Annotated in this window: 11 protein-coding genes; 8 read left to right on the top strand and 3 right to left on the bottom strand. The window is 64.8% G+C overall.

Features of this window, described 5'->3' with window-relative positions:
* Positions 1 to 7 precede the first annotated feature (7 nt).
* The 7 genes from N4G42_RS19900 (at position 8) to N4G42_RS19870 (ending at position 7,734) form a co-directional block, all read left to right on the top strand.
* The gene (locus N4G42_RS19900; protein ID WP_056066217.1) at positions 8 to 970 is read left to right on the top strand and encodes an aspartate carbamoyltransferase catalytic subunit; all 963 of its coding nucleotides are present in this window, start codon (positions 8 to 10) and stop codon (positions 968 to 970) included.
* 79 nt (positions 971 to 1,049) lie between these two features.
* The gene (locus tag N4G42_RS19895) at positions 1,050 to 2,345 is read left to right on the top strand and encodes a dihydroorotase (RefSeq protein ID WP_260668424.1); all 1,296 of its coding nucleotides are present in this window, start codon (positions 1,050 to 1,052) and stop codon (positions 2,343 to 2,345) included.
* 33 nt (positions 2,346 to 2,378) lie between these two features.
* The gene (locus N4G42_RS19890) at positions 2,379 to 3,116 is read left to right on the top strand and encodes a 1-acyl-sn-glycerol-3-phosphate acyltransferase (protein ID WP_260668423.1); all 738 of its coding nucleotides are present in this window, start codon (positions 2,379 to 2,381) and stop codon (positions 3,114 to 3,116) included.
* Between the two features lie 157 nt (positions 3,117 to 3,273).
* Positions 3,274 to 4,965 carry an OmpA family protein gene (locus tag N4G42_RS19885; protein WP_260668422.1) on the top strand — a complete coding sequence of 564 codons (1,692 nt, stop codon included), beginning with the start codon at positions 3,274 to 3,276 and terminating at the stop codon, positions 4,963 to 4,965.
* Positions 4,966 to 5,242: 277 nt separating this feature from the next.
* Positions 5,243 to 6,475, top strand: coding sequence for a Yip1 family protein (locus N4G42_RS19880; protein ID WP_260668421.1), 1,233 nt, complete (start codon positions 5,243 to 5,245; stop codon positions 6,473 to 6,475).
* Positions 6,476 to 6,766: 291 nt separating this feature from the next.
* Positions 6,767 to 7,333, top strand: coding sequence for a DUF4166 domain-containing protein (locus N4G42_RS19875; RefSeq protein ID WP_260668420.1), 567 nt, complete (start codon positions 6,767 to 6,769; stop codon positions 7,331 to 7,333).
* A complete protein-coding gene (locus N4G42_RS19870) occupies positions 7,330 to 7,734 on the top strand; it encodes a thiol-disulfide oxidoreductase DCC family protein (RefSeq protein ID WP_260668419.1) in 405 nt (134 codons plus the stop codon). The genes N4G42_RS19875 and N4G42_RS19870 overlap by 4 nt, the downstream gene beginning before the upstream one ends.
* A 55-nt stretch (positions 7,735 to 7,789) precedes the next feature.
* On the opposite strand, the gene N4G42_RS19865 is transcribed toward N4G42_RS19870, so the two are convergent.
* Entirely contained in the window at positions 7,790 to 8,872 is a 1,083-nt protein-coding gene (locus N4G42_RS19865; protein ID WP_260668418.1) for an ABC transporter ATP-binding protein, read from the bottom strand.
* A gap of 121 nt (positions 8,873 to 8,993) precedes the next feature.
* On the opposite strand from N4G42_RS19865, the gene N4G42_RS19860 reads away from it, so the two are divergent.
* Positions 8,994 to 10,631 (top strand): iron ABC transporter permease, encoded by a 1,638-nt coding sequence (locus tag N4G42_RS19860; protein WP_260668515.1) that lies wholly within the window; start codon positions 8,994 to 8,996, stop codon positions 10,629 to 10,631.
* A gap of 116 nt (positions 10,632 to 10,747) precedes the next feature.
* Here N4G42_RS19860 and N4G42_RS19855 read toward each other — a convergent pair whose 3' ends face one another.
* Together N4G42_RS19855 and N4G42_RS19850 are read right to left on the bottom strand one after the other, a co-directional pair.
* A complete protein-coding gene (locus tag N4G42_RS19855) occupies positions 10,748 to 11,512 on the bottom strand; it encodes a hypothetical protein (RefSeq protein ID WP_260668417.1) in 765 nt (254 codons plus the stop codon).
* Between the two features lie 125 nt (positions 11,513 to 11,637).
* Positions 11,638 to 13,428 (bottom strand): ATP-binding protein, encoded by a 1,791-nt coding sequence (locus N4G42_RS19850; protein ID WP_260668416.1) that lies wholly within the window; start codon positions 13,426 to 13,428, stop codon positions 11,638 to 11,640.
* Between the last annotated feature and the right edge of the window lie 39 nt (positions 13,429 to 13,467).

The raw sequence follows: 13,467 nt of genomic DNA, 5'->3' as shown, positions 1-13,467 counted from the left end.
CCTGACCGTGCTGCACAAGCGCAATCCCCAACTCAACGGCAACGGCGAACTCATCCACCTGCTGTCCATCGAGGGCCTGCCGCGCGACATCGTCACGCACATCCTCGACACGGCCGCCAACTTCGTCAGCGTCAACGACCGCGAAGTCAAGAAGGTGCCCCTCTTGCGCGGCAAGAGCGTGTTCAACCTGTTCTTCGAGAACAGCACGCGTACGCGCACCACGTTCGAGATCGCGGCCAAGCGCCTGTCGGCCGACGTGATCAACCTGGACATCGCGCGCAGCTCGGCCAGCAAGGGCGAGTCGCTGCTCGACACCATCGCCAACCTGAGCGCGATGGCCGCCGACCTGTTCGTGGTGCGGCACAGCGAGTCCGGCGCGCCTTACCTCATCGCGCAGCACGTGGCGCCGCATGTGCACGTGATCAACGCCGGCGACGGACGGCATGCCCACCCCACGCAGGGGCTGCTGGACATGTACACCATCCGTCACTACAAAAAGGACTTCAGCAACCTCACCGTGGCCATCGTGGGCGACGTGCTGCACTCGCGCGTGGCGCGCTCGGACATCCACGGCCTGACCACCTTGGGCTGCGCCGAAGTGCGTGTGGTGGGTCCGCGCACCCTGGTGCCGTCGGATATGGCGCAGATGGGCGTGCGGGTGTGCCACACGCTTGAAGAGGGCATCAAGGACGCCGACGTGGTCATCATGCTGCGCCTGCAGAACGAGCGCATGAGCGGTGCGCTGCTGCCTTCCAGCCAGGAGTATTTCAAGAGCTTCGGCCTCACGCAGGAAAAGCTGCAACTGGCCAAGCCCGACGCCATCGTCATGCACCCCGGCCCCATCAACCGTGGCGTGGAGATCGACTCTGCCGTGGTCGATGGCAAGCAGAGCGTGATCCTGCCGCAGGTGACCTTCGGCATCGCGGTACGCATGGCTGTCATGTCCATCGTCGCAGGGAACGAGGCGTGACCTTGAGGATGAATACTCCTGTTTTCATAGCTGCTCGTGCTTATTCATCTAGCGCTAGCAGCCAATTTGGCTTGAAATCATGAAGATACTGATTCAGAACGGCCGTGTGATCGACCCCGCTTCGGGCCTTGACCAGACCTGCGACATCGCGCTGGCGGCGGGCCGCATCGTGGGGGTCAACCGCGTGCCGCCCGACTTTGCGCCCAACCGCACCATCAACGCTGCCGGCTGCATCGTGTTGCCCGGCCTGGTGGACCTGGCCGCGCGCCTGCGCGAGCCCGGCCACGAGCACGAGGGCATGCTCGAATCCGAAATGGCCGCCGCTGTGGCCGGTGGCGTGACCAGCCTGGTGTGCCCACCCGACACCGACCCCGTGCTCGACGAGCCCGGCTTGGTGGAGATGCTCAAGTTCCGCGCCGAGAAGCTGCACCAGTCGCGCCTGTTCCCGCTGGGCGCGCTCACGCGCAACCTCGCTGGCGAGGTGCTGACCGAGATGGCCGAGCTGACCGAGTCCGGCTGCGTGGGCTTTGGCCAGGCCGAGGTGCCGCTGGCCAGCACCCAGGTGCTGCAGCGCGCGCTGCAGTACGCAGCCACCTTTGGCTACACCGTGTGGTTGCGCCCGCAAGAGATGCACCTGGGCAAGGGCGTTGCCGCCAGCGGTGCGCTGGCCACGCGACTGGGCCTGTCGGGCGTGCCCGTGGCGGCCGAGACCATTGCGCTGCACACCATTTTTGAACTGCTCAAGACCACCGGCGCGCGCGTGCACCTGTGCCGCCTGAGCAGCGCTGCGGGCGTGGAGCTGGTACGCCGCGCCAAGGCCGATGGCCTGAAGGTCACGGCCGATGTCAGCATCAACTCGCTGCACCTCACCGAAAACGACATCGGCTTCTTCGACAGCCGCGCGCGCCTGACGCCGCCGCTGCGCCAGCAGCGCGACCGCGACGCCCTCAGCGCGGCGCTGCTCGATGGCACCATCGATGCGCTGGTGTCCGACCACACCCCGGTGGATGAAGACGCCAAGACCCTGCCGTTTGCCGAAGCCGAGCCCGGCGCCACGGGGCTGGAGCTGCTGCTGTCGCTGGCGCTTAAATGGTCGCAAGACAGTGGTGTGCCTTTGCGGCGCGCGCTGGCAGTGGTCACGGCAGAGCCCGCACGCGTGCTGGGCAACGCGCTGGGCACCTTGCAGGCCAGCGTCGGCCAGATCGTGGAAGGCGGCGTGGGCGACCTCTGCATCTTCGACCCGCAGGCAGCGTGGACGGTGCAGGACGACGCGCTCGCCAGCCAGGGCAAACACACGCCGTTCTCGGGCTACGAACTGCCCGGCCGCGTGCGCATGACCCTGGTCGGCGGACAGGTCGCTTTTGACCGCAGCTGAGACGGCGCGACGCTGCGATAGCAAGGCCCGGCCGTGAAGTTCCTGCGCGCCAGCTGGCGCCTCTTGCGGCTGCTGGGTCACATCGCCAAGGGCCTGTGGATTGTGGCGCTGCGGTTTCCGTCGCTGTCGCCGGACCAGCAACACGCCCGCGTGCAGGTGTGGTCGCTGGAGCTGCTGGCCCATGCGGGCATCAGCCTGCGCATCCTGGGGCAGCCCCCGGTGACTGGTCCGGTGATGCTGGTGGCCAACCACATCTCGTGGCTCGATATTCCGGTGATGCATGCGGCGCGGCACTGCCGCTTTGTCTCCAAGTCCGACGTGCAGGCCTGGCCGCTGATCGGCACCCTGGCCACGGCGGCGGGCACGCTCTACATCGAACGCAGCTCACGCCGCGATGCGCTGCGCATGGTGCGCTCGATGCAGGAAGCGCTGGAGCGCGGCGAGGTGCTGGCCGTGTTCCCCGAAGGCACCACGGGCGACGGGCGCGAGATGCTGCCCTTCCACGCCAACCTGCTGCAGGCCGCCGTGGCTGCAAAGGCGCCCGTGCAGCCCGTAGGCCTGCGCTTTGCCGACAAGGCCACGGGCGCTACCAGTTTTGCTCCCAGCTACATCGGCGACGAAACCCTGGTGGGCTCGATCTGGCGCACGCTCAGCGCCCCGCCCATCGAGGCCGTGGTGCACTACGGCCCGCCCGAGCTGCCCGGTGTCCGTGATCGGCGTGTGTTTACACAGGATCTCCAGCAGGCGGTAGACCGGTTGCGTCGCAGCTGAGGGCGGAAAGCCCCCGTCGTCACTGTGAGGCGGTCCTGGCCTTCATCAGCGCTAGGGCTACCGTACTCCCGGGCTTCAACACGCCGCCACTTGCACCGACCCATGGTTCTAACTGGGTCAAATTTTGGTGGCCGCCACGCTGCATTAGAGTGTGGCCATGCTGTTCATACTGCGCACCTTCACACAGTCAATGTTGCTGGCGATCGCGCTGGTGCCGTCTCTCTCTTGGGCTTCTAGTCCCCTCCAGATAGCTGCCGATGTTTTTTTTGAACCAGGCTCGTCAGTCCTCCAGGGCGAGCAAATAGACCAGCTCGACAGGCTGAAGTGCCGTGTGGGAACGACGCCGATAGATGTGTTGATTGTCGTTGGGCACGCCTCGTCGCGTGAACGCAATGCACAGGCCTTGTCGATGGCAAGGGCGCTCGCTGTGAAGCAATGGTTTGCGGACAACACAGAGTGGGGTGCCACCAGGGTATACGCCGAGGCCAAAGGCGCACGCCAGCCTATTGCGGATAACAACACAGACGAGGGCAGCGCAAAGAATCGCAGGGCCGAGATGGAAGTGGTTTTTCCGGCGACGCGTGATCACTCTGTCCGGTCTCATTCCAGTCACTGTAATGACTTGCGGTGGGTGCAGTCTTTTCTTGCGCTGGAAGGCGACTCTGCCATGGTGGTGGCCCGATCTCTCGCACGCACGGGATGGGTGCGCGTGCCCAGCCTGTACCGCATCGCATTGCAAAGGCGGCGGGATGATTTGTTTACGCGCTTGCCGCACGCGGGCATAGCAACCACCCGCTTGCAGCGGATCGAAATTGCCCAAATGGCCTTGGCTTTCGGAAAGTTTGACTACTTCAAGAACTGGCTACGCAGCGAGGGGCGTTCCCTGGAGGGCGCTCAACGAGACGCGCTGTTGAAAGGAGCCTGCACGGGAGAGGGCAGTGTGCTTGAGCGCGCCGCTGTCATCCGTATGCTGCATGCAGCGGGTGCGGTATCCCGCACGCGGGAGGGCTTGCAATGCGCGGTGATGTACCGTAGCGCCCCAGTGGTCGAGGCCTATCTTGCCGGTGGCGCGCAGCGATTCATCGATGCAGACCTGGTCGTCGAAGCGGGTGGTAGCCCAGAGGTCCTGGACCGCCTGCTGGCCTGGGGTGGCAATCTGGCGAGCCGGACTGTGCATGGCGCCACGCTGTTCCACACGACTCGGCTGCAGACCGTGGCGGATGTGCAGCGCCTGCTCGATGGGGGCCTGGATATCAATGCCAAGGGGCGCACCTATCGATCTAACCAGGAAACGACCCCCCTGAAGGAGGCTGTGAGCTACGCCAGCGTGGAAGTCCTTGATTTCATGAAGCAGGCAGGGGCCGACATCAATAGCCTGGGCCCAGCAAATTTGCAGGAGACCCGAATCGCCGCCAACCAGATCTGGATGGTGCGCAACGGGGTGCCGATCCCGAAAGTAGCCGAGGCCGTGGTGCATGTGGCCCGCCAGGGAGAGGTGGCGCTGCCTGTGCTGGAGGCTATGCACGAACGCGGACTGGACCTTGGTGGGACCACGCCTTGGGGAGAAAGTGCATTGGGCATTGCAATCTCCATGTATGAGCCAGCCGTGGTGCGGTTCTTGGTGGAGCGGGGTGTGCCCTTGCAGGTTCGCATGAATCACATGAATCGCGAGGCTCCGGTCCAGTCAGCCCTTGAGGCCGCAGAAAGCCTGTCGGAACTGGTTCCTCCACCCCCTTGTACGTCCAATGGTGTATGTTTCACTGCTTTGCCGTACCCGCCTATTGTGGACCTGAAGCGCCAGCGCAAGAAAAATGAAATTTTGCAGATCCTGAGGACTGAGCGTCCCTGACATGGCGCAAACGGCGGCCTTCCATCTTGTTGGGCCTCCATCGTTCTGGCGCCGGACCTATCCCCGGTGGGAAGACGCCGCTAAATTGCTGGGCCCGCCGCTGCAGATCATTGTGGCAATCCACCGGTCGGAAACCGTGCATATTCCACGTTTTGGGTGGCGCATGATTTGCCGGTGCTAGCCAAAGCGGCGTTTCGTCCCGTATCGTCCGCGACTTTCGGCCTGCCAGCGCATGCAAACGCATCGGCAGGCCCATCCACATTGCCGGGAGGACACCATGAACCTGATCGAACGCGCCAAGAGCATTCTTCTGCAACCCAAGGACACCTGGGCCACCATCGATGGCGAGAGCACCGATGTGGCCACGCTGTTCACGCGCTATGCGATGGTCCTCGCGGCCATTCCTGCTGTGTGCGGTTTCATCGGCATGTCGCTGATTGGCTTTGGGGGCTTTGGCGTCACCATCCGTGTGCCCTTTGTCTCGGGCCTGGTGAACATGGTGGTGTCGTACGGGCTCAGCCTGGTCGGCATCTTCGTGCTGGGTTTGATCATCGATGCGCTGGCGCCCACCTTTGGCGGCCAGAAGAACCAGATCCAGGCGCTGAAGGTGGCGGTGTATGCCAGCACGGCTGCCCTGCTGGGCGGCATCTTCAGCCTGCTGCCCTCGCTGGCCATGCTGGGCCTGCTGGCGGCGCTGTACTCCATCTACCTGCTCTATACCGGCCTGCCGGTGCTCATGCGCAGTGCGCCTGAAAAGTCGGTGGGCTACACGGTGGTGGTCATCATTGCGGCCATCGTGATGGGTGTGGTCATCGGTGCCGTCAGCGCGCTGTTCATGCCGCGCAGCGGTGCACTGTTTGGCGGCGCCGACGCCCCTGCCATCACCATGAACACGCCCGGCGGCAAGGTCTCCATCGACACCGCAGGTCTCGAAGCCGCAGGCAAGAAGATGGAAGAAGCTGCCCGCAAGATGGAAGAGGCCCAGAAGAGCCAGGACCCGGCCGCCATCGCCGCCGCCACGGGCGATGCCGCCAAGGCTGCGGCCGGTGTGCTGGGTGGGTGGCAGGCCATTGCGGCCCAGTCGCTCAAGGCGGCCCTGCCCGAGAAGCTGGCGGGCTTGCCCCGCACGGGTTTTGATGTGCAGGACGGTGCCGCCCTGGGCTTGCCCACCAGCCAGGCCAGCGCGCAATACGGCAACGACGAGAAGCAGCTGCGCCTGGAGATCGTGGACGTGGGCGGCCTGGGGCAGATGGCGGTGATGGCCATGGGCATGGCGCAGGGCGAGAAGGAAGACCAGACCAGCGCCGAAAAGACCTGGCAAGAGGGTGGCCGCACCTTGCACCAGCGCTACGACAAGGATGGCAGCCACGCAGAGTTCAAGACCATCCTGAAGAACGGCCTTGTGGTCAGCATCGAGGGCGACAAGATCGGCGTGAAAGAGCTGCGGGGCCTGATGTCGCAGGTGGACCTGAACGGCCTGGAGGGCCTGCAGCGCAAGGGCAAGTCCTGAGAAGGTGCGAACGAACCCGCCATGCCCGCTCATCCCGCCAAAACACACCCGCTCGTCGTTGCAAATGCTCGCCATAGCCCGAGCTATGGCTGCGCTTTGCGCCTAGATCGAGCGCGTTTTGGCGGCCTGCTCGGGCCCGCCGGATTCATTCACACCTTCTAAATTCGCACGGCTCGCGTATTCGTGCACGAGGGCCGACGGCTGTCGGCCTTTTTCTTTGCTGCCTGCGGACGTTGGCTGGGTGGCTGGCGATAGACTGGCCTGGGTCATCCATTTCTCCCGCTTCGCTCCATGCTCCCCCTGTCTTTGTACCAACGAGTCCTGGGCCCCGCCTACCAGCGGCTAGCACCCGCACTCGCGCGGTTCCATGGCCTTTCGGGCCCGCACCGGTTGGTGGGCCAGGTACAGGTCGAGGCGCCCGCCACCTGGCCGGGCCGTGTGCTGGCCTGGGCCCTGGGCGCGCCCCAGCGCGCGGTGCAGGGGGCGATCACCTTTGAACTGCAGGCGCGCCCCGATGCCGAGGTGTGGACCCGCCGCTTTCCTGCCCAGACCATGCAGTCCACCTTGCGCGAGTCCGCAGGCCGGGTGGTGGAACACCTGGGGGCCGCGCGGCTGACCTTTGTGTTGCACGAGGCCGATGGGCGGCTGGTGATGCAGTTGCAGCAGCTGCATTTCTGCGGCATCCCGTGCCCCGCATGGTTGTGCCCAGAGGTGGTGGCCGAAGAATCCGGGGTGGGTGACGCGTTGCACTTTCGCGTGTCGGCCACCGTGCCCGGCGTGGGGCGCGTGGTCAGCTACCAGGGGCACTTGCTCGTGCCGCCGGGCGCGGCCGGGGTAGAGCTAGGGGCGCCCGCATGATCGTGGTGTTTGACGGGCAGTGCCTGCTCTGCAATGGCTGGGTGCAGTTTCTGCTGCGGCATGACCGGTCTCAGCGCATCCGGTTTGCCTCCATCCAGAGTGCCGTTGGTCGGCAGTTGCTGGAGCGGGCGGGGCTCCAGTTCGAAGGCCTGCAGACCCTGCTAGTCATCGACGGCGAGCGCAGCTGGCAACACACGGCCGCCATCCTGCGCGTGCTGCATGCCCTGGGCTGGCCGTGGCGACTGGCCTGGGTGGGCTGGCTGGTGCCCGCCCCGCTGCGCGACGCGCTGTACCGCTGGGTGGCGCGCAACCGCTACCGCTTCTGGGGCCGTTCTGCCACCTGCATGCTGCCAGCGCCCGAGCACCAGGCGCGGTTTCTGGAGCAGGATACAAACCTTTGATTGCTATATAAATAATAGCTATCAGCGCTTAATGGACGAGAGGTAAGCCCTGTTTTTATTCAAATCTTGGTGCGGATTCGCGGGGAAAGGTGACCACATGGTCCACCTGGGCGCGGATGCCGATCCACTCGCCCAGCGCGTGGTCGTGGTGGCTGGGCACATGGGCCAGCACCGTGTGGCCGCTGGCCAGGCGCAGGGTGTACAGAAACTCCGAGCCCCGGAACGACTTGCGCACGATCTGCGCCTGCACGGGCGCATGGTCGTCGTGCACGATGTCGTCGGCGCGCAGCAGCACATCACATTCCCCAGCGGGGTAGCTGCTGGGCAGGGGGCACTCGTCCAGGTCGGTCAGGTCGCCCAAAGGTGTTTGCGCCACCACGTTGTTGCCGCGCTGCACCAGCGTGGCGGGTGCAAACACGCCGTGGCCGATGAAGTCGGCCACAAACCGCGTGGCGGGGCGGTGGTACAGGGTGTAGGCATCGTCCCACTGGTGCAGGTGGCCTTCGTTCATCACACCGATCACGTCGCCGATGGCAAACGCCTCAAACTGGTCGTGCGTCACAAACAGCGCCGTGGCGCCTGCGGCCTTGAGAATGCCGCGCACCTCGTGTGCCAGGCGCTCGCGCAGGTCCACGTCGAGGTTGGAAAACGGCTCGTCCAGCAGCATGAGCTGTGGGCGCGGCGCCAGCGCGCGGGCCAGCGCCACACGCTGCTGCTGGCCGCCAGAGAGTTCGTGCGGGTAGCGGTGCTCGCTGCCCGTCAGGCCCACCAGATGCAGCACCTCGGCCACCCGCGCGGCCTGCTCGGCCTTGGGCAACTGGTGGATGCCAAACGCCACATTGCGGCCCACCGACAGGTGCGGGAACAGCGCATAGTCCTGGAACACCATGCCGATACGGCGCAGCTCGGGTGGCACGCTCAGGCGGGCGCTGCTGACCACACTTTTGGTGAGGCGGATCTCGCCCCCCGTCACGGGCTCCAGCCCGGCCACGGCGCGCAGCAGGGTGGTCTTGCCGCAGCCGGAGGGGCCGATCAGCACGCCGATGTCACCCGCTTTCAGGCTGAGCGTGACGCCTTGCACGGCGGCCTGTGCGCGGCCTGCGTAGTGCACTTCGAGTTGGGAGACCTCAAGAAACATATCTGTGCATTTTAGGCGGGGTGGAGTGAATGCTTAAAATTCGCATTTGCATTCCTGGGTGCTGCGGTGCCCATGCCTTTCGGCAGGTGTGCGCTTTCTTTCCTCTGCCGAGCCCATCGCCTTGCGCCGCACGCCGTCCTCTGTCTTTCGCAGCATCCCGCTGATCCTGTTTGCAGGCTTTCTGGCCTTGCCGGTGCTGGCAGTGCTGGCGTCGTGGCTGCCGTTCTCGCCCACCGGGCAGGGCGATGCGCAGACGGGCGCCATCCTGCGCGAAATGGCGGCCACGGTGCTGCCCGGCTATGTGTGGACCACGCTGTGGCTCAGCGTGCTGGTTGCGCTGGGAGCGGCCGTGGTTGGCACGCTGGCGGCTGCGGCCGTGACGCTGTTCGACTTTCCGGGCCGCCGCACCTTCGAATGGCTGCTGCTGTTGCCGCTGGCGATGCCCGCCTACGTGACGGCCTACGCCTACACCGACTTTCTGCAGTTCAGCGGCCCGCTGCAGGTGGGCCTGCGCAACACCTTCGGCCTGGAAGGCCGCCTGCTGCCCGAGGTGCGCAGCCTGGGCGGCGCGGTCTGGGTGTTCATCTTCTCGCTCTACCCCTACGTGTACCTGCTGGCGCGTACGGCGCTGGGTGAGCGTGCTGCCCACCTCATGGAGGCCGCACGCCTGCTGGGCGCACCGCTGCCGCGCCGCATCCGCGCCGTGGCCTTGCCGCTGGCACGCCCGGCCGTGGCGGCTGGCGTGGCGCTGGTGCTGATGGAAACCCTGGCCGACTTTGGCGTGGCCAGCTACTTCGGCATCCAGACCTTCACCACGGGTATCTACAAGGCCTGGCTGTCCATGGACAACCGCCTGGCCGCCGCGCAGCTGGCCACCATGCTGCTGGTGGTGGTGATGGCGCTGCTGCACCTGGAGCACCGCGCGCAAAAGCGCATGCGTTTTGCCACCGGCGGCGGGCGCGCTGGCTCGGCCGAGGCGCAGCCGCTGCGGCTCCATGGTGCGCGCCGGTGGGCCGCCTGGGCGGTCTGTACGGTGCCAGTGGTCATGGGTTTTGTCGCCCCGGTGGTCTTCATGCTGCGGCCGCTGGCGGCCGACTGGTCGGTGCTGCCGTGGGAGCGATTCATGGAATGGGCCTGGCACAGCGTGCGCTTAGGATGCATCACTGCGGCGCTGGCCGTCGCCATCGCGCTCGCTCTGGCTTTTGCGGTGCGCCGCCAGCCCGACGCCATCACGCGTGGCGTGGTGCAGCTGGCCAGCGTGGGTTATGCCGTGCCGGGCGCCGTCATCGTGGTGGGGCTGTTGTTGCCCGTAGGCTGGCTGCAGGCGGCCATGCCGCAGTGGGGTGTGGGCGCGTTGGTCACGGCCACGGCCTTTGGCATTGTGTGGGCCTACTTGGTGCGGTTTTGTGCAGTCGCCCTGCAATCCATGCAGAGCGGCTACGCGCGGATTCCGCCCAGCCTGGACGACTCTGCCCGCATGCTGGGCATGGGCAGCGCAGGCCTGCTGGCGCGCGTGCACTGGCCGCTGCTCAAGCGCTCTACCGCCGCCGCAGCGCTGCTGGTGTTTGTGGACGTGATGAAGGAGCTGCCCGCCACCATGGTGCTGCGCCCCTTCAACAGCGACACCCTGGCCGTGGTGGCCTACCAGCTGGCACGCGACGAGCGCCTGGGCGAGGCGGCATTGCCGTCGCTGGCGCTGGTGGCGGTGGGGCTGGTGCCTGTGATTTTGCTCAGCCGTACGTTGCGCAGTCGGGCGTAGACCGAGGCCACAAAGCAGCCGAGGCAGAGGGGGGAGGGGGCGTTGCTGATGCATAGCCTTCCCAATTCCCCTGACAGATCGCTCCAATCTATCGTACCGCTGTCCTCGCCCTGGCGTCACTGCATCGGGTGGATGGATCCCGTGTACTGACCGCCGCGCGAGTCACTGGGCAGGCGCACTATCAACGTACGGTAAGACTTGTAGTTGCCGTCTTTCAGCTCATCTCCAACCCAGACAATCCATTCTTTCTGCAAGCGGCTACCACCAAATTCGTTGGCCGGGCGCTTCACCACACCGACGATCTTCAGGCTGAAGAATTGTGTGCTCGTTTCGACCTCCACCGTGTCTCTGGTCATTGTCACTTTGCCCGAGGCCAAAAGAGTGTTGAGCGTGTGTGTTTGACCGTCGGCACGGTTGCGCAGCGATGACGGGAAGGTGCGCATGTCCAATCGCTCGAAAAGCGTTCTGGCCGCGTTGGCAGGCAAGGATGCTTGGGTCACGATGAACGGCTGGAGGCCGAGCATCTGAACTGCGTCGCACACCAAGTATTCACTGCGAATCTCAGCACTGCGTGTGGATTCGTCCGGCGCACTGGAAGACAAAAGGTTGGAGTACTGCGCGCAGTTATTTGCCACGCCTTTGTTGTCAAACAGCAAAGCGGTCCTCGGGGCAAAAAGCGCCATCTTCAGATCCGTCAATGCGGCAGTCAAAGCAGGGTTTTGTGTGCTTACCTGGGTGATGGCGTGGTGAGCGGAATTGCTCACCGCATGCGATGCGGCCAATGAGAAATAGAGAGTTATTGTCGCAGTGAGCCAAAATTTCTTCACTTGATGTTCCCAATAGCGTGTGGCGTCCCCTGCCTGCCGAAATACCATCATCACGCTGGCGAGGCGGATTGTCGCCGTCGGCGCTGGTGCCTGTGATTTTGCTCAGCCGTACGTTGCGCACCCGATACTGACGCCACAACACTTTAGGACCCTACCAGTCCCTACTAGCAATAAACTGCTTACTGAAGCTCAGTGCCCTGGTTGCGCGGCAGGGTCAGCGTAAAGCGCGCGCCTTGGCCTTCTGCGGATGACAGCGTGAGCGTGCCCCCCATCAGCACCGCCAACGCCCGCGACAACGCCAGCCCGAGGCCCGTGCCGCCGTGCTGGTAGCTCACCTGGTCGTTGCCTTGGCGAAATTTCTCAAAGATCGTTTCGTGCAGGTGCGCCGGGATGCCCGGGCCGGTGTCCACCACGTGGAAGCGCACGGCGTCTTGGCTGGCGTCCACCTCAATGGCGACCGAGCCCGTGTCGGTGAACTTCATGGCGTTGGACAGCAGGTTGTTGAGCACCTGTTTAAGCCGCAGTCCGTCGCACATCAAAGTGTGGGGGGCGTCAGGGGCAATGCGCACATGGAGCGCCAGGTTCTTGTTGGCGGCCGTGACGGCAAAGAAGTCGGCGGTGGACTGAACAATCTCGGTCACGTTCTGTTCGGTGGGCATGTGGGGCATGGCACCTGCTTCCACCTTGGCCAGGTCCAGGATCTCGGTGAGCAGGGCGTTCAAGTGGTCTGCCGCCTTGCGGATCAGGCTGGCCTGTTCCTTGAAGCGGGGCTGCTCCAGCCGTAGCTCCATCAGTTCTGCGAAGCCGCGGATGCTGGTGAGGGGCGTGCGCAACTCGTGCGAGACGGCGGCCAGGAACTCGCTCTTGGCCTGGCTGGCCGAGCGGGCCTCGGCCTCGCTGATGCGCAGTGCGGCGTTGGTGCTCTCCAACTGGCGCACGCTGCGCACAAAGATCAGCGCTGCACCCACCAGCGCCACACTGAACAGCGCCATGGTGAACAGGGCCACATTGCGGCTAGCGCGCCATTCCTGCAAGGCCTCGTCGGTGCTGGTGGCCACCACCACCATCAGAGGGTAGGTGCCAACACGGCTGTAGGCATAAATGCGTTCGATACCGTCGATGCCGCTGGAGCGCACGTAGTGGCCGCTGGGGCCGCGTTCTTCTGCATTGTTGTCCGGACTGCGCGGCACTACGCTTCCCATTCCGACGCTCTGTCCTCCCATCACTCTTGCTCGAATGGTGCGGTCGTTTCCGATAAGTGTCACGACACCAGTTCGCCCCAATTGAACTCCGCGATAGACGTCCTCAAAGTAACCGGGGTTCACGGAGGCAACAATCACGCTGGCTACGCCACCGCCAGCGTCCTGAATCTTGCGCGACAACTGGATGGTGGCCTTGCCGGACACCTTCCCAATCACGGGCTTGCCCACAAACAGTCCGCTAGGCGTCTGCTGCAGACGGACCGCCTCCGACGCGGAGGGATGGAGGTGCACTTGCACATGCTCACGCTCGGACAGGTCAACGTGACCCGTTTTCTCGCCGGTGGGGTCGATGTTGCTTCCAACGAACCGGCCGTCGGAGCCGACCAGTGAGAGCTGAGTCAGGATCAAGGGGGCAAGCCCGGTCTCGTTGGCGAACCGCGTGAAGTCTGCCTTTTCAAAGTCGTTGGCCAGCACAGTGTCACGCATGCGAAGGGTCGCCTGGTCTACGGCCGCCATCACCCGTACGGTCTGTTCGCCCAGGCTCAGCGCGAGATTGCTGTTCTGGCGAACCTGCGCGTTCATGGCATCGCGCCGTGACACATCCATAAGCAGAGCCACCGTACCCCAGGCCATGATTAAGACCAAGGCCGTACCCCATGTCACCATGGCACGCAAAGGCAGGCTGGATGGCCGCTTGAGGTGCGGTGCCGCACTGCTGGTGGCAGAACGCTCGGGGGCGGTGGCGGAGAGCGGTTTAGGGGCCGTCATGGGCAAAATGTTTCCAAACGCAACGATAGCCATCATAGG

Origin of the sequence: Acidovorax sp. K2F (assembly GCF_025246485.1) — a bacterium.
Taxonomy (GTDB): domain Bacteria; phylum Pseudomonadota; class Gammaproteobacteria; order Burkholderiales; family Burkholderiaceae_C; genus Acidovorax; species Acidovorax delafieldii.
This window is presented reverse-complemented; position numbering and strand designations above follow the sequence as displayed.